Here is a 21,200-nt window from a genome sequence, read left to right as displayed (position 1 = left end):
ACCACTATTATGTCACAGGATTGCCCGTTGGTATTGGACCCCTTATTTGTGCCTGGAAGCGGCACTTCCCAGCAGGACAGACAGCTGCCCGCGCTCGGGCCTGCCTATGCCCCGGTGGATGAACACAACATTGCAGACCATCTCGTGTTCACCCAAAAATTATCCGCTTTCCTCCTGTTCATCAACAACGACAACAACAGCGACGGCACCACCTGGGAGAATTTCTTTAACAAAGACATTTCCACCCAGCTGTCACTCATCGTTACCCAGCAGACCAGCGACTTCGCCGATACCCTGAAAAAATTCCTGCTACCGTTGCAGGAAGGCACCGCCACCCTTGCACAAGCCAAAAACTACTATGGTAAAATATTCAGTGCCCTCTTTTCCCTCGCCTGGCAAATAGAAAAAATGCGGGACCAGCTACCCGATACCTTACTGCTGAAAGCAGTGGTACAGTCACTGATCACTACCCGCCTCAAAGATCAACTCAAAAAATTGCTGGCTTACTACAATAAAGCCGTCACTGATGGACTGATCAACCCTAACGCCAACATCTATACGACCATTTTCGGCGCCGCAACAGATGATGCGGACATGGCAGCCGGTCATAGCTTTCCAGCTATCTGGAACAGCGCCATCACGGTAGACCCGGACATCTACAGTCCTGCCACCACCAAAATCAAAAAGCTGTACTTCGCCGCCAATCACAATTTCTTCAAAAGCGCGATCGATGTCTTTATCAAAGCCATCGTTAAAATAACCGCGGCGGCGGCACAGGAGCTGCAGGAGACGCTCGGCCAGTGGGACAGCCACGAACCGCATAATGCGCTGTTCCTCGCCTTCCTGAAACTGCTGCAGTTTTCCCGCACGCAGCTCAACGAGCTCACACAAAGGCATCTTGAACTGTACTACCAGGAGATCCTGCGCCTGCGGAAGAAACAGCCCGTGCCGGACAAAGCGTTTATGACCTTTACCCTCGCCCGGTTCACGGAAGAGCACCTGCTGCCAAAAGGCACCAAATTGAAAGCAGGGAAATTCCCCGATGGCAGCGACGCCTATTATGCTACCGATGCAGACCTGGCGATCAATACCGCCACCATCAGCGATATGCGCAGCGTGTATGTTTGTCCCACAGAAGACGCCGACCCGGCCATGTCAAAAGACCGCGTATATGCCTCTTCTTTTCCCGCCAGCAAAGACGGCGCCGGACTACCTTTCGACGAACCGCTGACACCCTGGCACCCATTCGCCAATAAAACACTCGCAGACTATACCAAAGTGCAACGGGTGAACATGCCGGCTGCCGCCATAGGATTTGCGTTTGCCTCCCACTATCTCTTTCTGCGGGAAGGCAATCGCACCATCACCATCAGCGTCGCTACCAGCAGCCCGGTCACGAACCTCAACGCGGCCGATTTCACCGCTGCCGTGACCACCGCCGCCGGCTGGACGCCTGTTACCATTACCGGACTGGCAGCCGTACCTACGGGCGGCTTTGTGCTGACCTGCACCATGGCGTCCACCCTTCCCGGCACCACGCCTTTCAGCAAAGCCGTTCACAAAGCAGCCTACAACACCAATGCCCCCGTGCTCCGCGTCCTGCTCAGTGACAACACCAGCCAAACCTCCGCATGGGCGAAGCTGAAAAACACTGTCATCACCGGGTATACGCTCACCGTCAGCGTAGACAAAGTCAAAAATATCCACGTACAGACAGACACCGGTGTCATGGACCCGTCGAAACCATTCCTGCCTTTCAGCGCGGTACCGGTGCCCGGCGCCATGCTCCTGGTAGGCTGCGATGAGATCTTCCAGAAAAACAACGCCCGCGTAACGCCCATGTTTATGTGGAAACAAGGCACGGAACATGACTTCGGCGACTCACCGCAACTATACATCCTGCGGCATAACGACGGATGGAAAATCATCCGCTACCCGCTGGATATCTTCGATGCAGACATCGACGGGATGCTGCACAACAAACCCAGAGAACATTTTTACATCGACGATAAAACCCAAATAGCACCGGTTTACAGTAACCTGAATACACCTTACTCTCCTGCCAGCGTGACCGGCTTCGTTCGCTACAATCTTACCAACGATCTTGGCTACCAGACCAGCCTGGCACAACGCATGAACTACCTCACCAGGGCCGCCAACGGGCTTAGTCTCACCGGTGTGGCCACCGGGCTGTTTACCCCGCCCACCCTGCAGGAGATATACCTTCAGTATGTGGCCGATACCCAAACGGAAGCCGCCTTCTTTCACGTATATCCGTTCGGGGAGAAACAAACCACCATCGGTCAACACCTGTTGCCGCAGTTCCTGCACGATACCACGGGCAATACGCCCAGTCTGGCAGAATTCTACCTCGGCCTGCAGCAGTTCACACCGCCAAGGCAGGTGACCCTGCTGTTCCAGATCGATGAAAGTACCGCCAACCCGCTGGTAAGCAAACCGGAGCACCAGGTGAAGTGGCACTACCTCAAAGGCGATGAATGGATTCCCTTTAACGACGCAGCCATAGCAGATGGTACCGACAATCTCATCCGCAGTGGCATTATCGCCTTTAACATCCCTCGTGAGGCAGGCCTGGGCCACCACATTATGCCCGACCAGCAGTACTGGGTGAAAGCCACTATTGCGGAGGCAGACGAAGCTGTTTGCAAAACCGTGTCTATCGTTACACAAGCAGTATCCGCCACATTCGTGCCGGGCGCCGTACCCACACAAACGCTTGCTTCCCCATTGCCCGCCGGTACCATTGCCAAACTGGCTACACCACAACCGGAGATCAAAACGGTCACCCAACCGTTTTCCTCCTTTGGCGGCACACCGCAGGAATCAGACACGCAATTCTATATCCGCTGCAGTGAACAACTGCGGCACAAAGGACGCAGCGTCAGCAAGTGGGATTATGAACACCTCGTGTTACAGCAGTTCCCCAACCTCTACCGTGCCAAATGTATTCCGCATACCCGCTTCGAAAACGGTATCTACAACGAAATGGCGCCGGGACATGTGACAGTCATCACCATCCCTTCACTGTTGCAGCGCAACGGAATCGACCCGCTACGCCCGTTCACCTATATGAGCGACCTGCAACGGGTGAAAGAATACCTCCAAAAACTGGTATCTCCGTTTGTGCACCTGCACGTCTGCAATCCGGACTACGAACAGGTAAGGGTGGAAGCCAAAGTATGTTTCTTCCCGCAATACGACGAAACACTGTTCACCCACCAGCTACGGGAAGAAATTACCCGTTTTCTCGCGCCATGGGCCTATACCGAAGAGGCAGACCTGCGGTTCGAGAACAGGATCACCAACGCGATGATCGTCAACTTCATGGAAAAAAGATACTATGTCGACTATGTGACAGACGTCAAACTCTATCACGCCGGCATACTCAAAGATATTATCACGCCCGACCGGCAATCGGCCATCATTGTGCCGGTAAAGGCGACCGATCACGTGATCACCCCTATCCCCGCCACGGCAGCCGCTACGGTTGACAATGCGGAGAACTGCGGGTGCGCATAAAGCATAAGTCATTCTATCATGGAAAAACAGCGCGTCATACTCCGCAATAGCAAACTGAAACCACCGGAAGACTTCAACTTCCTGCGGCAACAGGGCATGCAATACATCCAGCAGCTGGGCAGCCGGTTCTGGACAGACTACAACCTTCACGATCCGGGTATCACCACACTGGAGCTGCTGTGCTTTGCCATCACGGACCTGGCCTACCGTACCGGCTTCCCGACAGCTGACCTCTTCGCTGCCTACATGGACAAAAGCCAACTGCACAAACAGGCTTTTTTCCCGGCCCACGAAATCCTGACGATGAACCCGCTGACGATCAACGACTACCGTAAGCTCATGATCGATCAGGAAGGCATCCACAACGCCTGGCTGGCGCCCCGCCACTGCAGCTGCGATGATACCACCGCTACAGGAACCATTGATGAATGCGCCGACGACTGCAACTGCGAAACAGAGATCTATGCCGATGAAAAAAACGGGCAGCTGACGTATAAAAGTCATACGCCCGACGGGAAACAGGCTTTTGAAAAAGTAAATATCAAAGGGCTGTACGATGTGCAGATTGCCCTCGATGACGATCCCGTATTTGGCGACATCAACGATGGCAGGGTGTACCAAACCCTGACCTACGGCAGCAGCCGCGCTACCATAGAGCTCCGCTTGCCCGCCTACGAAGACATCCTCAAAAAATGGAACGACTGGAAAGATCTGATAGACAACACCATCACGGTCACCACGGTAGCGTTGAACAAAATGGTGGACAACAACGGTACGCCCGTCACCGACAGTAACCTGTCCAAAACCATGCAGCGCGCTATCTTCATCGATCTGCAACTGACGCTCAGCAATGCCGTGGTCATCACCTTCAATAACGCTGTGCTGAACATATATCTGTCCTTTTCCGACGCCGGCGCCCTGGCGGTAGCAGATATCACCAGCGCCCTGCAACAGGTACCAGGCATTATCAGCACTTATAAAAACGGGCTGGAAAAAACACATGCACTGATCAACGCCACCAGGGCCAACCTGAACGCACACCGTAACCTGGACGAGGCTTTCTGTCACATCTCTCTCGTACCCATGGAAGACGTCAGCATCTGCATGGACGCGGAGTTGACACCGGACGCGGACATCGAAAAGGTACAGGCGGAGATCATGGTAAGAATAGAACAATACCTGAACCCCAATATCCCGATATATTCACTGGCACAGCTACTGAAAGAAGATACCGACATTACGGAAATATTCAACGGGCCAAGACTACACAACGGGTTTATCAAAAATGAAGACCTGGACAAAACGGACATCAAACAGGAGATACATGCCTCAGACATGATCAATCTCATCATGGATATACCGGAAGTGGTGAGCATCACCAATTTCCTGATGACCAGCTACGATGATCGCGGAGAGGTAATTTACCATAGCCAGCCCTGGATACTGCCCATAACGCCGGATCATCAGCCACGGCTATACGTACAGCGCAGTAAATTCCTTTTTTATAAAAACGGACTTCCCTTCCTCGCCGCCAGCGAAGCAGAGCTGAATAGCATTTTGCAGGAGCTGCGCAGCAGCAACGAATACCTCAAAGCCACAGGTATCAGCAACGAACTGGAAATACCTGCCGCCACCATCAGGAACATGGAGGATTATTACCCGGTACAATACTCCTATCCGCTTACCTATGGCATCGGCGAATTCGGGCTTTCAGATACCGAACCCGCACTGCGCAAGGCACAGGCACGGCAGCTCAAAACCTACCTGTTGTTTTTCGAACAACTGCTGGTCAACTATCTCGCACAACTCCAACATGCCGGTGATCTGTTCCTGGTAGACAGCAGCCAGTTGCAAAGCTATTTTACGCACTGGCTGTCCGACAGCGACATCAAAGGTGTTACAGCGCTCTATAACGGTCTCACTCCCCCGTCGTTGCAAGCGCTCACTGAACCGCCCAATGGCGGACTGACGAGGCGCAACCGTTTTCTCGACCATCTGCTGGCGCGGTTTGCAGAAAGCTTCAGCGAATATGCGCTGGCCCGATATAGCAGCATTCCGGCCGAACAAACCGCCATGCAGACAGCACTGTTGCAACTAAAAACAGACTTCCTCAGCAACTATCCGGAAGCCAGTTACAACCGTGCCCGTGCGATCGACTACAGCATCATCGCCCCCTGTACTCCCGGGAATATCGCAGGATTGCAACGGCGACTTAACAGCCTGCTTAACATAGACGCCGCTACCAGCTTCGTTATCATAGAACATCTGCTGCTGCGGCCCCGCATACCCGGGCAGGCACTGTTGCCCATCTGTCTCGACGGCAGCTGTCACACCTGCTACGATAACGACCCCTACTCTTTCCGCCTCACTTTCGTGATGCCGGGATGGCTGGAGCAAAACATGAAGATCGACTACCGGCGGTATGCGGAGAAAACCATCCGGCAGGAGACGCCTGCCCACCTTTTACCGAAGATATGCTGGGTAGACAACAAAGCCTGCGATAATACGCTGCTGTGCGACCTGACAGACCTGCTCTGGGGCTTGCAGGTACCGTTGCCCCCTACCCGGGATGAAGAGACGCTGCGTCAGCTGTGTCTCGTAGCCCAGGCAGCCATCGCTGCCATGAACAACGCCTACCGGCAGGCGCTGGCTACTGGCAACAATGTATTCCCGGTAAAAGCCGAAGTCGAACAGTTTTTCGAAGACAAGGTGAAAGACGGCATCGTCAACGGGGTAACCGGTATCACACCGGCAGGTGTGGCGACAGTAAAAATATGGATCGTAGATTACTGGCTCGCACATACTGACTGTTTCATCTTCACCCGGCTGGAACTGGCCTGGTGCGCCTGGCTGACCGCCAACGCCAAACTCACCGCAAAAGACAATTACCTTGAAAATATACTGACAGATGCATTGCTCAAGGCAAACCCCGGCAAACAACAACAGGATATCTGTCCTTGTGTGCACAGCCTGATGGAACAGTATGGAGAAACCATCCGCCTGTGGGTAGTGTCCCAGCTGGCCGGAGGACTTCAAAAAGCGGCCTTCGATACCATGATCAACGCCGTGGCTCCGGTCTGCAATGGTATCGTCACCACGCCTGTCAACACTGTTTTCACCACTTTTTACGATACGGACAAAATACAACTGCTGCAAACACATGCCACGCTGATACAGGTGATGTCGGCCCTGAAAAGCATCTACCCGCCGGCAACGCTGCACGACTGCGAAGACGGCAATGATGTGAACCCCGTCCGGCTTGGCGCCACCGCCATCGGATAAAACCGGCAGAACAGGATAAAGCTATTGTTAAATCAAAGAAGTCATTATCATCATTATGATACCTTCCATCCAAAAGTACCCTCAGTTTGAGGCGAACCAGATACTCACCAACGAACAACTGAACCTGTTGTTCGGGTACAATGATGAACAAACCCGGCTGACCAGAAGCCATCTGATCGGCATCGGTATCATTTGCGGGCTGGACGCTATTACCGCGGCAGATGGTAAAACAGTGACCATTACCAAAGGGGTGGGCGTCACCTCGGCCGGGTACCTCGTCATCCAGGAGACAGACCTCGTATATGCCGCGTCGCAGAATTATGCCCTGCCGAAAGAGGTAGCTTACCCTGTGCTGCAAAACAATGCGGGCGCCAATTTATACCCGCTTTGGCAGCTGCTGCCGCAGATCCCTATCAGCAACCCCGATCCTTCCGCCCGGAACCTCGACACTCCTTTCCTGCAGGACAAAGTGGTGATGCTGTTTGTGGAACTGAATAAAACCGGCAACAAAAACTGTCTGCCCAACTCCTGTGATGATAAAGGCTCCACCGTGGGCGTCACCATACAACCATTGCTGATACGCAAAAGCGATGCGGACAAAATCAAGGCGGTCATCCCCGGTTATCCTAACAAGGCTGCCTTACCGGATATCCGGATGCCCCGCTTCGACGTCTCTAAAACAGCCCTCAATACCACCCCGGACGTGATCAGGGCCTACAAGATCATTCTGACCAAAGCCTTTATCGATAAGGTGCTCGCCAATCTGAAAAAGCTGTCAGATACTTTTGCCTTCCTGAACAGCAATGCCACAGCATTAGGTAACCTGATTCAGAACAACACTATTTTTAGTTATGACAACGACAGCACCATTAAACTGCCGGTGGAATATTACTATCAGTATTATTTTGATTTCGTCAGCGACCTGGTAGACACCTACAACGAGATAAAGACCAAATCCGGTGCAGTACTGGCCACCTGCTGCCCCGACCCCACGTGGTTTCCACGGCATCTCTTCCTGAAGGAGGCCGTAAATCCCCCGTCCCCCAGCGCTTATCGTCACTATTTTTCACCATCACCTGCAGTGGCGCGGGAAGGACAACGAACAGAAGAAATAGTGCAGCTGCTCAACCGCCTTTATATGATGCTGCTGACATTCCCGAAAATAGCGGCGCCGACGATCATCGCCGGCGGCGGCGTCAGCAATAGCGATCTGCGGGTGACGCCCAGCTATCTGGGCAGCGTTCTGTCAGGCAAAGCCATCCCTCACTATTACAGCGAGGACAAACAAAGCAACAACCGGCAATTGTTTGAATACTGGAACTACCATCTCACCAAAGCCGGTAAGGCCAATCAGAATTTATCATACCGCGCTATCGAATATCCCGCTACGGAAGATTTTGTAAAAAATCCGCTGCGGTATGATATAGAGCCGTATAACTTCTTCCGGATAGAAGGTCATGTGGGCAAAAACTACAAGTCAGTCGTGAACTACCTGCAGGGCATCATCAATAACAACCGGTTGCCCTTCGATATTGTGGCTGTTAAAACCGGTAACAAGCCGGATGCCCTGACGGGCAATACCTTCGAAGCACAGTTTGCCGATCTCGAAAGCGCATTCCTGCTGATACAGGCCGACATTGTCTGCAAAGGAGGTACGCATCCCACGATCGAAGCATTTAAGAAACTAACCAAGCTGGCACAGCTCAACGATCCGGTGCCGCCCAACAACCAGACCATGCTGGTCATGCTGAAAGCGCTGACCATCGGCGGTATTCCCTGCGACGTGTCCGAGCTGGTGAAACTGCTGGACATCTATAATAACCGAATGGCGAAACTGCAGCAACAGTTCCTGCTTAGCAACTATGCGGAAAAACATGCGGGCCTGCAGCATAAAGCCGGCGTGCCCACTGGCGGTACGTTTGTGATCGTGTATCACGGAGAAGTCGTTACCACCTCGCAACCCGGAAAGTACTTCGGCGATCTCATTTACCTGGATGCCGTCACCAACAAATACAAGCTGGATGAACAGGCCTTTAAGTTCTATCAGCCAGATGCGGGAACAGCGTCCGTGATCAGCACCCTGCTGGGACAGGTAGACGCCAACGATCCGCAGGCCGGGGAGTTCATCGAAAAAACATTTCAGCCCATGCTGGGTAAATACAAATCGGGAACGCGGAAACCACCGTTTGGCAGAGGCGTCGTCGCCGGTTTCGCCACCGGCGTACCGGTGAGCATCGCCGAAGGTATTGTGTTTGCAGACTTCTATCTGCCGTATCAATGTTGTGGCGATGGCAGCACCGTCCAGTATACGATCAATGAAAGCGCACAACCACTGGGCGTGGATATTACCGGCTCCGAATGTAAGGATGGCCAGCAGGTGGTACACTTTCTCATTACGGGTGGCACACCTCCCTATAAAGCCAATAACAACAACGTCAACAGCCGGTTTGACCTGCAGTTTGGCAGCAATCAGTCAGGGACCGTTGTTATTACTGACAGCAAAGGCGGCAGCGTAACCGTTCAGGTGCCCGCTAAAACCTGTGAACCACCCTGTGACCTCCCCTGCAAGGGACTCGTCACCCAATGCCTGTATCCGGTATGGATGGCGCTGCCGGAACAGAAAGTATTCCCTGCTAAACTGATCCGCATGGAAGTGGCTTACCTCACTATCACCGATGAAAACGGGATGATATTGATGGACGAACAGTTTGTTAAAGACATCACCGACTATCTCCAGCAAGTAGGTGGTATCAAAAACGCGAATTACCATGATTTCATGAAGGCGGTAACAGAGATCATTAACCAGCGGATAGATAAAGTGGCCAAAGGCAGTCTGAAGATCGGGTATGTGGTAAAAGATGCCAAACTCAGCGGACAGTTCATGATCACGTCTTTCCCTTGCCAGTCATTTGACTTGCGGATACGTATGGACATCGATGGATACTATTACGATTACCGTTATACAAAAACAGGTGTCGACGCACAATTGCAAATCCGCAATCAGAACAGCAATCAGACACGGTTGCCTAAATATGGATGTAATATTGACGACCGGTGCAAAGGCGTTAATATTCAGAAACCCTGCTCGAGTGATTCGCTGGTTATCAAGCGGGAAACTGACACCTTTTACTTTGTGACGGGCGAGTTTAAAGCCATTTACTGGATTGCAGAAGGTGGAATACCCGGCTTCGGCACGGGGCCTGAATTCCACCTCGACAGTGTAGACCTGTTGCCCGAAAAAATCAGGGCCATCGCGATCGACAAAAACGGCTGTTGGGCGTACGCTGAATATCTCGTGCGAAGAGCATAAATCATAGTTCATATCCGGCTCCCCGTGCAAAAGGTATTGCAGACAGGAACAGCGTACCCCACAGGACCCGTTCAATTATTCGGAGACTGATAATTAATCACCAAAAACTATCAGATCAATATGCATCTCATTCAAAAACAGCTGGTGGAAGTGACCTTCAACGGTCCGGAATCACAGGCGCTGCAACTGCAGCGTGAGGTGGCTGCCCTGTGCGAAAATGAGTTGCTGCCGGCGCTCGAAAAAGTGCTGGCGCCCTATGATTTTTTAGAAGATGATCTGATTTTTGATTATCTTAGTATCAGCGTTGAAGACCTGCGGAGCAACAATCTCTCGCAGTTGTTTACAAACGCTGTAGCGCAGCAGTTGAAAGCAACGCTTGCGCAAAAGATACCACCCGCTTCCCGGGAAGTATCTGCCACTCCCTTCGACGTAATAAGGATAGAAAATAGAGAAAGAAGAGAAGCACAAAGTGCCAATCATCGGAATGTTGAGCAAATGCTCTTCCATTTCCTTCTGCATGGCGTATATCCCTGGTGGGTGTCGCAGGACAGGATACCGGAATGGAAGGGTGTTATGCTCAACATTTTTTTTGCCTCCTCCCCACAGACAATTCAGCTGCTGCATATATTACGTACTTCGCCCATGGCGCGCGAACGGCTGACAGCACAGTTCTCCGCCGCCTGGCAACAACAGCTGCTGCACCAGATAACGCCGGATATGTATGCTGCTACAATATCGGCGGTCATCACGTTACAACAGTATATTCCTGATGCACGACATATAACGGAAACAGCTATACGCCAATGGCAACTCGAAACAGTACTGCAGGAGCATACGACGCCAGCAGCGGAAAAACTGCTGGCCGGCGCGCTGACCAGGCTGCTGCCTGTCACACCGCCACAGCTTCAGGCGCTGGTGAAAGCGTACCTTCCGGGCCCGCTACAGGCCCGGTTACAAGAGCAACTGGCGCAACAAGCAGGCATCTCCCCCAAAGAAAAAACAAACACAGGTCCCCTTCGGGAGGAAGAACACCGCAGCGCTCCCCTCTCCGACGGATATTATGTACATAACGCCGGGCTGGTATTACTGTCTCCCTTCATCAGCCGTTTCCTGCAATATTGTGAAGCTGCCAATGAAAAGAAATTGCTGCGACCCGGTTATGCCGCCGCCCTGCTGGAATGGCTGGCAACGGGCCGGACAGACATCGGAGAAGAAGAAATGGTGCTGAACAAAATACTCTGTGGCATTCCCTTGTCACAAACTATCGAAAGGGTGACTACTATTGAACCGGCCCACCAGGATGAAGCTGCCAGTCTGCTTACCATGGTGATCAGCCACTGGCCTTCGCTGAAAAATACCAGCCCGGAAGGGCTGCAGTCCAGCTTCCTGCGGCGGCCGGGAAAACTGTCGGTCCGGGAAAACGATGACAACTGGCTGCTGCAGGTGGAGCGGGAAAGCTATGATGAATGGCTGTTGCCCGACATTCCCTGGAGCTATAACATGATACTGTTGCCTTATACCCCGCACAAAATGATCTGGGTGGAATGGATATAACCGATTAAACCAAAAAGGAATGAAAGCAGGTGCAGATGCGGCCCCAAAAACGTCTGCCGCACAAAAGGCCCCCAAAAGCGCGCCTTCATTGAAAAATGAAGAGAAGCCTTTCTTTGCGCCTGCTATGCCGCCGGTACAAACCAAGCTCAAAGTAGGCTCCCCCAATGACCCTTCGGAAAAGGAAGCGGACAGCATGGCAGACAAAGTAATGCGTATGCCCGCGGCAACAACGGCCGCCAAAATACCTGCGGGGAAAAAGATACAGACAAAAAAAGAAGACGGCAAACTACAGGCTAAACATAAAGACCCTAAAAAAGTACAGGCTAAAGCGCAGGAAGGGCAAAAAGTACAGGCCAAACCGGAAGAAAAAGTACAAAAAAAAGAAGAACAGAAAATACAAAAAAAAGGAGAACAGGTACAGAAGAAAGAAGAACAACAAGTACAGAAAAAGGAAGAACAGCAAGTACAGAAGAAAGAAGACACTACCGTTCAGCGCAAAGGAGAAGGCACGCCCATTACCGTCACCAACGAAATCGGTGAAGGTATCCGGCAACAGAGCGCCGGCGGCTTCACCCTCTCCGACGATACCCGTAGTTTCATGGAGAGCCGGTTCAATGCCGACTTCAGCAATGTACGCATCCATACCGGGCCGGAATCGGCACAACTCAATAACCAACTGGGCGCTAAAGCTTTCACCTATCAAAACCATATCTTCTTCAACAACAACCAGTATCAGCCCGAAGCACCGGCAGGCAAACAACTGCTGGCCCACGAGCTGACGCATACCATACAACAGGGACAGAGCGTGCAGCGCAGCGCGGCCGCCCAGCCGGCAGGCCCCATGGCCACCGCAATGGCGCCGCAGATACAACGTTTCCTTGGCATAGATATTCCCTCCTGGCAGGACGTGCTCGACTGGCTCGCGGAAAAAGCCTATCACATCCCCGGCTACCGCATGTTCACCATCGTGATCGGCGTTAACCCCATCAACGGCGAATCGGCCGACCGCAGTGCCGCCAATATCCTGCGGGCCATCGTGGAATTCCTGCCGGGCGGCCACCTGATCACGGAAGCACTGGATAAATACAACGTCTTCGAAAAAGCCGGCAGCTGGGTGGAACAACAGCTGAAACGTTTCTCCGGCCTGATGGGCGAAGTCAAATCCGCCGTCAGCCAGTTCATGGACGACCTGGACTTCCTCGATATCATCCTCCACCCCGTACGCACCTGGGAAAGAGCCGTCGCCATCTTCACCAAACCGGTGAACGATATCATCGACTTTATCAAAAGTATCTTCCAGGCCATTATGCAGTTCATCCGTGATGCGGTACTGAAACCCCTCGGAGAACTAGCCGCCAAAGCACCCGGATTTGACCTCCTCTGCGCCGTACTGGGCACCAACCCCATCACCGGTGAAACAGTGCCCCGTAACGCTGATACGCTCATCGGCGGCTTCATGAAGATGATCGGACGGCAGGACATCTGGGACAATATCAAAAAAGGCAACGCTATACAGAAAGCTTTCGCCTGGTTCCAGAATGCGATGAAAGGACTGGTAACACTGGTCACCAGCTTTCCCGCACAGTTCATCGCCATGCTGAAGTCGCTCGAAGTGATGGACTTCATCATACTGCCCAACCTCTTCAAGAAAGTATTCGGCGTATTCGGCAGCTTTGCCACCGCCTTCTTTAACTGGGCGCTCAACACCATCTTCGACCTCCTGGAGATCATCTTCTCCGTAGTGGCCCCGGGCGCTATGCCTTACCTGGCCAAAGCGCGCAGCGCTTTCCGCAGCATCCTGGAAAAGCCGATGGTATTCGTAAGGCACCTGATGAACGCCGTAAAGAAAGGATTCAACCAGTTCAAAGACCGCATCGGCACCTGGTTCAAAAAAGCGATCGTCGGTTGGCTGCTCGGCTCCCTGGAAGGCGCCAACATCTATATCCCGCAGTCCTTTGCACCCAAAGAACTGCTGAAACTGGGCCTCTCGGTCTTCGGCCTCACCTGGCAGAACCTCCGCGTGAAACTGGTGAAAGCCCTCGGTGAAACAGCCGTGGCCGCACTGGAAACAGGCTTCGACATCCTGAAAACACTGGTCACAGAAGGCCCCGCTGCCGCATGGGACAAGATACAGGACAAGATAGAAGAACTGAAAGCACAATTCTTCCAGGAAGTCACTATGTACGTAACGGTAACGGTAGTACAGAAAGCCATTACCAAACTGCTCTCCAGCCTCAACCCCGTCGGCGCGTTCATACAGGCCATCATCGCCATCTATGATACCATCATGTTTGTGATCCAGAAGATCCGGCAGATTGCGCAGGTAGGCCTGGCGGTAGTGAACAGCATCGTGGAAATCGCCAGCGGCAATATCGGTAAAGCCGCCAATGCGGTGGAAAATGTATTGGGCGGACTGCTCAAACTGGCCATCAGCTTCCTGGCCAACTTCCTCGGCCTGGGCAAAATAGCCGACAAAATCGTGGCGATCATCAAAAAACTACGCGCACCGGTAGACAAAGCCATGGACAAACTGGTGGACTGGCTCGTGACCAATGGTAAAAAACTGCTGGGCAAAATAGCACAGACAGGCGTGCCCAAAGATCCGGAAGAACGGCTGAAAGTAGGGCTGCAAAAAGCCCAGGCCGCCGCCAACCGCTTCGCCGGCAAAAAAGTCGGTAAACTGGTGCTCGACCCACTGTTCGCCGCGATCAAGGTACGGTACGGCTTCCAGTCGCTCGAAGCCATCAGACAGGGCAACAAGTGGAGCATCAAAGGCGTGGTAAACCCATGGAAAGTGGTTGGCACCGATGTGGAATATGTGGATGCAGCCGTCCCGACAGATGACGCCGTGAAGTTAGACCCCTTCCCACTGACTTTCGCCATGCAGGTGCAAACTGCCAAAACCCAATTCGACAGGTCTGCACTGATACTGGCAGTATCACATCATCAGGATTATCTCAATAGCCTGACAGTCGAACGGTGGATCAATAACATCGACTCTTTCAAGAGTTTTACCGTGAAAGAAAAACGTACCTACCGCGACACCTACAGGGAACATGACCTGAAGAAAAAAGCGGAAGCCATCCTAAAAGACGCCAAGTCAAAAGGAATCGCCATGAAGGAAGAAGACGCACTCGCCATTGCGCAGGCACAACAATCCGGCACCCATGCTTCCCATAGCGCCGACTTTATCCTCGGTGGTGACGTGAATGTATTCCACTCTATGGAAGTCGGAAAATACAATAGTTATGTGGGCTCCGTAGGCTCCAGGCACCGTGCCACGCTGGAAGGGTATAGCGTTACGCTGAAGGGTAAAATACCCAAAGAGAAACAGTCAAAGATATATATGAACTTCCGGTTTAATACCGTCATTACCTAAAACCATGACTATGGAAAAATTTCTCACCGTTCACCCTGAATGGAAAACATACGCCGAAGACATACAGATACCCGCCGGCGCGGCTGTACCGCCAGACATGCGGGAAACGCTGCAAGGCAGAAAGGTCACCGGGTACAACAAAGGGTTTGTGACGTTGGTAAACCCGGTAGATTATAACGACGTGCTTGAATTGTGGAACCTCCCTCCGAAGCAATGTTTTCCTTTTCTGAAATTCGCGTTCGGGCAGCTGATTTTTTTTCATGATACCAAATTCAGGATCATGGACCCGGTGATCAACGTCGTGGAGATCATCGGTGATGACGATGATTTTAACTATATCATGAATGACCTGGTGATAGACGAAGGGATGCTCATCGATAACCTTCTGATGGACCTCTACCAGCAGACCGTCGATACACTTGGAGCGCCGGAGCTCGATGAATGTTATGCCTTTGTGCCCGCCCTCGCCATGGGCGGAGATAAAGACATCAACAACATACAACGCGTGAAATACAAAGAACAATTGATCATCCTGTCACAACTCTGACCATGAACACCTCTTTTCATATTCCCCTGCAATACCTCCGTGAATATATTCTTGGGCGATTGTCGCTGCATTTCGGCAAAGCTGCCAGCGTAACCATCAACGCCGACGCCTATGTGCATGACAGCTCCCCTTTTGCCAGGTGGATGGAAGAAGCCCAGCCCGACGCCGGTGAGTTTATCGCCCTCCTGCTGGCGCTTGCCCCTCATTTACAGCCTGGATTCTTCGAGGACGTGCTTCGGGAATATATTCCCGAAGGCGGGGATTTTATTCCGTTCGGCGGCATTAAGTCGCTGCATCACCGTGGTATGCTGCCCACCGGCGAAACCCTGCTGTTTGTGCTGGCCGGTAATGATCCCGACAAACGGGTAGACCTGCAAAACAACCTGTTGCAACAAAGCCGCTTTTTCCGGCAGGGCACCCTGAGCATAGAAGCCGTAAGCCCGGGAGAACCGGTCATGTCCGGTCAACTGGTACTGGCGCCGGAAACGCTGGACTACTGGCTCACCGGCCACGTTATCCATCCGCGCTTCTCACCGGAATTTGCAGCGGAATATATTACGACAGACCTGTTGTGGAGCGACCTGGTGCTACAGGAAAACACACTGCAACAGATCAGGGAAATCGAACAGTGGGTCATGCATCACCGCACCCTCCTGGATGAGTGGCAAATGATCCGGAAAGTAAAACGAGGCTACTGTGCTTTATTCCATGGCCCGCCAGGCACTGGTAAGACCATGGCCGCCACCTTGCTGGGCAAATACACCCGCCGCGATGTATTCCGGATAGACCTGTCTAAAGTAGTGTCTAAATATATCGGTGAGACCGAAAAAAACCTGTCCCGCATTTTCGACCGGGCAGAAAGAAAAAACTGGATACTGTTCTTCGATGAAGCCGACGCACTCTTCGGTAAAAGAACAGAGATCCGCGATGCGCACGATAAATACGCCAACCAGGAAGTCGGCTACCTGTTGCAACGCATCGAAGCCTATGACGGGCTGATTATCCTGGCGTCCAATTTCAAAGGCAATATGGACGAAGCCTTCCTGCGCAGAATGCAGAGCGTCATCTATTTCCCGGTACCAGCAGCGCCGGAAAGACATATCCTGTGGAACCGCGCCTTCCCCGACAAAGTCACCCTGTCTCCTTCCATCTCGCTGGAACAAATATCCCAACACCACGAACTTACCGGCTCCAATATCAATAACATTGCTTTCCATTGCTGCCTTAAACTCATCAGCGATCAGCGGCAGGAGCTTACCGCGCCCGACCTGCAAAACGCCATCCACCGTGAACTGATGAAAGAAGGTAAATAGCAGGGACTTTCCAAATTTTATAAGTGTTTCCCGTAATTGTGTAACGATTCCGCCCCTTAAGTCCGCCAATTTTGTCATCATAAAAAACACTGATGACATGCAACCGCTTACGTCCACATCCGAAACCATTACCCTGGCCGTAAAACAGCTGACAGAAAAAATCTACGGCGGCGATTTTGTTTTCCCGGACCATTTCAGTCTGCCCACAGCTATCGCTCAGTCCCTTCAGCTGGACTACGCCACTGTCTGCCAGGCTTTCCTGGCGACTGAAAATATTACATTAGAAAAATATATAGAAAACCTGCGTACTGAGAAGACGAAGGAATGGCTGGTATATACCGACATCCCCCTGCAACAGATAGCAGTCAAACTGGGATACCACAACGCCCGCCAGTTATCGGCCCATTTTAAGGCCGCTACGGGGCTGAATCCGGGCTATTTCAAGGAAATCCGGAAGTCCAGGCAGTCTATTCAGGCCATGCCCGGAAAATCATCTTAAAATTATATACAAATCATCCTTAATCATATAACAACGCCGCCCCGCACCGTCGGTACCTTTGTAAAAATTATAAAACAGACCGCTATGACCACCTTGACACTAAACGATACATCCAGGGCCAGCAGCCATCAACATAAAAAAGGACTGATTAAAGAAACTTACCCTGTATTGGAAATGACCTGCGCCGCCTGCGCTGTCAGCGTAGAATCCATGCTGGGCTCCGTAGAAGGAGTAAACGCCGCCGGCGTGAACTTCGCCAACCAGAGCGCCTGGGTGGAATATAATCCTGCCGTTACCTCTCCCGAAAAGCTACGCGACGCCGTGAGAAGCGTGGGATATGACATCGTGATCGAGAAAGAAAATCAGGACGAAATCAAAGAAGCCGCCCAACAGGCGCATTACAAAGCGGTAAAACAGCGTACCATCTGGGCTTCTGTGCTGTCGCTCCCCATCGTCATCATTGGTATGTTTTTCATGGACATGCCCTATGGCAACTGGATCATGATGGCATTGTCCACCCCGGTGGTATTTTTCCTCGGCCGCAGCTTTTTTATCAACGCATGGAAACAGGCCCGTCACGGTAAAGCCAATATGGACACGCTGGTAGCCCTCAGTACCGGCATCGCCTGGGTATTCAGCGCCTTTAATACCATTTACCCTGACTTCTGGCACCAGCGCGGCCTGCACGCACACGTGTACTTCGAGGCCGCTGCCGTGGTGATCGCCTTCATCTCGCTGGGAAAACTGCTGGAAGAAAGAGCGAAATCCAATACCTCTTCCGCCATCAAAAAACTGATCGGCCTGCAACCTAAGACCGTTTTGCTGGTAGACGCCTCCGGCGACACCCGTGAAGTACCTATTTCCACCGTAAAAGTGGGCGATATATTACTGGTAAAACCAGGAGAAAAAATACCGGTAGACGGTACCGTTAGCGCCGGCGACTCCTATGTAGACGAAAGCATGATCACCGGCGAGCCAGTGCCCGTGCTGAAAAAAGAAGGAGAATCCGTCTTCGCCGGTACCATCAACCAGAAAGGCAGCTTCCGCTTCAGAGCCGACAAAGTAGGGGCAGACACGTTGCTGGCCCATATCATCAAAATGGTACAGGAAGCCCAGGGCAGTAAAGCGCCGGTACAGAAACTGGTCGACAAAATCGCCGGTATCTTTGTACCCATCGTGATCGGCATCGCCATCCTGACCTTCATCACCTGGATGGTATTCGGCGGCGACAACGCCTTCACCCATGCCCTGCTCACTTCCGTGACCGTACTGGTGATCGCCTGCCCTTGTGCCCTTGGCCTCGCTACCCCCACCGCCATCATGGTAGGTGTTGGTAAAGGCGCAGAAAACAATATCCTCATCAAAGACGCGGAAAGCCTGGAACTGGCGCATAAAGTAAATGCCATCATCCTTGATAAAACCGGTACCATCACAGAAGGTAAACCTGTTGTCACCGATCTTTTATATGTAGATGACCAACAAAAAGAAACAGACCAGGGCGTGCTTTTCGCCCTCGAACAACAGTCCGAACACCCGCTGGCAGCCGCCATCGCACAGCATCTCCAGCAGGCCGGCACCAGAGCGGTCACCCTCTCCGCTTTCGAAAGCGTTACCGGCCAGGGTGTGAAAGGCAGCTATAACGGTGAAACCTATTTCGCCGGCAATAAAAAACTCCTGCAGGAAAACGGCGTGGTGCTGGACGGCAAATCCGTCACCCTCGCACAAAGCCTGCAGGCAGCCGCTAAAACCGTGATCTACTTCGCCCGCGGCAAACAAATTCTGGCCGTGGTAGCCATCGCCGACCGCATTAAAGAAAGTTCAGCCGCCGCGATCGCAGCGTTGCAACGCCGGGGCATCGAAGTATACATGCTCACCGGTGATAACCAGCAGACAGCCGCCGCAGTAGCCCAACAGGTAGGTATCACCCAATACTTCGCAGAAGTAATGCCTTCCTTCAAAGCCACTTTTGTACAGCAACTGCAGGAAAAAGGCAAAACCGTGGCGATGGTAGGCGATGGTATCAACGACTCCCAGGCGCTGGCACAGGCAGATGTCAGCATCGCGATGGGCAAAGGCTCCGACATCGCCATGGACGTAGCCAAAATGACACTGATCACCTCCGATCTGAACAGCATCCCGAAAGCGCTGAAACTGTCCGGCAAAACAGTGGCCACCATCAAACAGAACCTTTTCTGGGCCTTTATCTATAATGTCATCGGTATACCGGTGGCCGCCGGCATCCTCTTCCCTGCCTACGGTTTCCTGCTCGACCCAATGATCGCCGGCGCAGCCATGGCACTCAGCTCCGTCAGCGTAGTATCCAACAGTCTGCGCCTTAAAACAGCTAAACTCTGATCTTTTACCTTTTAAAACTATTTTATCACACAGCAATGCCTTTATCATATACCTGGTACACGCAACAGGTGGTCCGGGAAACAACAGACACCGTCACCATTATTTTCGATACACGCGGGGAAACCTTTCAATACCTGGCCGGCCAGTTCATCAATCTCACCCTGAGGATTGATGGACAGCCGGTCACCCGTTCCTACTCCCTCAGCTCCGCTCCCGGCACTGATGCCGCACCGGCAATCACCATCAAGAAAGTTACGGGCGGCCTGATGAGCGGGTATATTACCGAAAACGCGGAGAACATCCGCAGCTGGGACATCGACGGCCCCTACGGCGCCTTCACCCTGGACGACGACACCAGCAACTACCGCCATATCGTATTGCTGGCCGGCGGCAGCGGCATCACCCCGCTGTTCTCCATCATCCGTACATTGTCCCTTCAGCAGCCCGACACCCGTATCACGCTGCTCTATGCCAGCCGCAGCATCCCCGAGACCATCTTCAAAAATGCCCTGGACGATTGGGAAGCCCGGCACAACAATATCCGCATACAATATGTTTTATCCAAACATACCGCCGCAGCAGACGACCCGGTCAACATCATGACCGGAAGGCTCAACAGGATCATCATCAAAAAACTGGTCAAACAGGCGATCGGTGACACCACGGACCCCGCACATTTTTTCGTCTGCGGCCCCACCGAACTGATGAAGCTGCACGAGGAATCGCTGGCATCGCTGGGTATACCGGAAACGCATATACGGCTGGAATCATTTTCACCGGAAACAACTACCCCGGCCATTGCGCTGCCCGGCAGCACCCAGGAAGTACTGCTGCATTACTACGAGCAAAGCAACCTGCTGGAAGTGCAGCCCGGGCAAACAATACTCGCCGCAGCACTGGAAGAAAGGATACCGCTTCCCCACTCCTGCCAGTCGGGCACCTGCGGCCGCTGCGCCGCCCTCCTTACCCAGGGCGCCGTACATATGCAACAGAACTTCGCCCTCCGCAAAGAAGATGTAGACGCCGGCTATGTGCTGCTCTGCCAGGCGTTTCCGCTCAACAATGAAGTAACGGTAACCATTGAGGAATAACACCTCATAATTATGTAAAACGATTACTCAATTGTATAACAGTACAGCACCTCATCGGATGTAATTTTACATCATCAACAAAAACAAAAACATTCACCACATTAAAAGTTAAATAAAATGGAAACAGTACAGTTCAAAACCAATATCAAATGTTCAGGTTGCCTCGAAAAAGTAACTGCCGGATTAAACGAAACCGCCGGCGCCGACAACTGGGAGGTAGACCTGCAATCACCAGACAAAGTACTCACCGTTTCCGCTGACAACGTAGATGCAGCCGCTATCCGCAAAGCAGTTGAAACAGCCGGTTACAAAGCCGAAAACATCGCCTAA

11 protein-coding genes are annotated in these 21,200 nt (G+C 52.4%); all 11 read left to right on the top strand.

All coding sequences use genetic code 11. The annotated features are described in order from the left end of the window. The first annotated feature begins 9 nt into the window (after nucleotides 1-9). The 11 genes from B5D63_RS24440 (at nucleotide 10) to B5D63_RS24390 (ending at nucleotide 21,200) form a co-directional block, all read left to right on the top strand. Nucleotides 10-3,540: a baseplate J/gp47 family protein gene (locus B5D63_RS24440; RefSeq protein WP_078671498.1), complete on the top strand. Its 3,531-nt coding sequence runs from the start codon at nucleotides 10-12 to the stop codon at nucleotides 3,538-3,540. A gap of 18 nt (nucleotides 3,541-3,558) precedes the next feature. Next, on the top strand, nucleotides 3,559-6,822 hold the full coding sequence (locus B5D63_RS24435) for a hypothetical protein (protein ID WP_078671497.1): 3,264 nt from the start codon (nucleotides 3,559-3,561) through the stop codon (nucleotides 6,820-6,822). 55 nt (nucleotides 6,823-6,877) lie between these two features. Beyond that, the gene (locus tag B5D63_RS24430; protein WP_078671496.1) at nucleotides 6,878-10,132 is read left to right on the top strand and encodes a 3'-5' exonuclease family protein; all 3,255 of its coding nucleotides are present in this window, start codon (nucleotides 6,878-6,880) and stop codon (nucleotides 10,130-10,132) included. A 120-nt stretch (nucleotides 10,133-10,252) separates the two neighbouring features. Beyond that, nucleotides 10,253-11,686 carry a contractile injection system tape measure protein gene (locus B5D63_RS24425; protein WP_078671495.1) on the top strand — a complete coding sequence of 478 codons (1,434 nt, stop codon included), beginning with the start codon at nucleotides 10,253-10,255 and terminating at the stop codon, nucleotides 11,684-11,686. A gap of 19 nt (nucleotides 11,687-11,705) precedes the next feature. Continuing rightward, entirely contained in the window at nucleotides 11,706-15,065 is a 3,360-nt protein-coding gene (locus tag B5D63_RS24420; RefSeq protein WP_078671494.1) for an eCIS core domain-containing protein, read from the top strand. 10 nt (nucleotides 15,066-15,075) lie between these two features. Next, on the top strand, nucleotides 15,076-15,612 hold the full coding sequence (locus B5D63_RS24415) for a T6SS immunity protein Tdi1 domain-containing protein (RefSeq protein ID WP_159456141.1): 537 nt from the start codon (nucleotides 15,076-15,078) through the stop codon (nucleotides 15,610-15,612). A 2-nt stretch (nucleotides 15,613-15,614) separates the two neighbouring features. After that, nucleotides 15,615-16,925: an ATP-binding protein gene (locus tag B5D63_RS24410; protein ID WP_078671492.1), complete on the top strand. Its 1,311-nt coding sequence runs from the start codon at nucleotides 15,615-15,617 to the stop codon at nucleotides 16,923-16,925. Between the two features lie 97 nt (nucleotides 16,926-17,022). Beyond that, complete coding sequence (locus B5D63_RS24405) at nucleotides 17,023-17,424, top strand: helix-turn-helix domain-containing protein (RefSeq protein ID WP_078671491.1); 402 nt, start codon at nucleotides 17,023-17,025, stop codon at nucleotides 17,422-17,424. A gap of 84 nt (nucleotides 17,425-17,508) precedes the next feature. Further along, nucleotides 17,509-19,779, top strand: coding sequence for a heavy metal translocating P-type ATPase (locus tag B5D63_RS24400; protein ID WP_078671490.1), 2,271 nt, complete (start codon nucleotides 17,509-17,511; stop codon nucleotides 19,777-19,779). A gap of 35 nt (nucleotides 19,780-19,814) precedes the next feature. Beyond that, nucleotides 19,815-20,870, top strand: coding sequence for a ferredoxin--NADP reductase (locus B5D63_RS24395; RefSeq protein ID WP_078671489.1), 1,056 nt, complete (start codon nucleotides 19,815-19,817; stop codon nucleotides 20,868-20,870). A 117-nt stretch (nucleotides 20,871-20,987) separates the two neighbouring features. After that, entirely contained in the window at nucleotides 20,988-21,200 is a 213-nt protein-coding gene (locus B5D63_RS24390; protein ID WP_078671488.1) for a heavy-metal-associated domain-containing protein, read from the top strand.

The sequence above is a fragment of the Chitinophaga eiseniae genome (genome assembly GCF_900167135.1).
GTDB lineage: Bacteria > Bacteroidota > Bacteroidia > Chitinophagales > Chitinophagaceae > Chitinophaga > Chitinophaga eiseniae.
Note: the sequence above shows the minus strand (reverse complement) of the source record. Positions and strands in the feature narration are given on the sequence as shown.

Excerpts from the sequence above, each read along its gene's own strand:
- B5D63_RS24400 (WP_078671490.1), top strand. The coding sequence starts at position 17,509 with ATGACCACCTTGACACTAAACGATACATCCAGGGCCAGCAGCCATCAA.
- B5D63_RS24390 (WP_078671488.1), top strand. The coding sequence starts at position 20,988 with ATGGAAACAGTACAGTTCAAAACCAATATCAAATGTTCAGGTTGCCTC.
- B5D63_RS24440 (WP_078671498.1), top strand. The coding sequence starts at position 10 with ATGTCACAGGATTGCCCGTTGGTATTGGACCCCTTATTTGTGCCTGGA.
- B5D63_RS24425 (WP_078671495.1), top strand. The coding sequence starts at position 10,253 with ATGCATCTCATTCAAAAACAGCTGGTGGAAGTGACCTTCAACGGTCCG.
- B5D63_RS24405 (WP_078671491.1), top strand. The coding sequence starts at position 17,023 with ATGCAACCGCTTACGTCCACATCCGAAACCATTACCCTGGCCGTAAAA.
- B5D63_RS24415 (WP_159456141.1), top strand. The coding sequence starts at position 15,076 with ATGGAAAAATTTCTCACCGTTCACCCTGAATGGAAAACATACGCCGAA.
- B5D63_RS24435 (WP_078671497.1), top strand. The coding sequence starts at position 3,559 with ATGGAAAAACAGCGCGTCATACTCCGCAATAGCAAACTGAAACCACCG.
- B5D63_RS24410 (WP_078671492.1), top strand. The coding sequence starts at position 15,615 with ATGAACACCTCTTTTCATATTCCCCTGCAATACCTCCGTGAATATATT.
- B5D63_RS24395 (WP_078671489.1), top strand. The coding sequence starts at position 19,815 with ATGCCTTTATCATATACCTGGTACACGCAACAGGTGGTCCGGGAAACA.
- B5D63_RS24430 (WP_078671496.1), top strand. The coding sequence starts at position 6,878 with ATGATACCTTCCATCCAAAAGTACCCTCAGTTTGAGGCGAACCAGATA.
- B5D63_RS24420 (WP_078671494.1), top strand. The coding sequence starts at position 11,706 with ATGAAAGCAGGTGCAGATGCGGCCCCAAAAACGTCTGCCGCACAAAAG.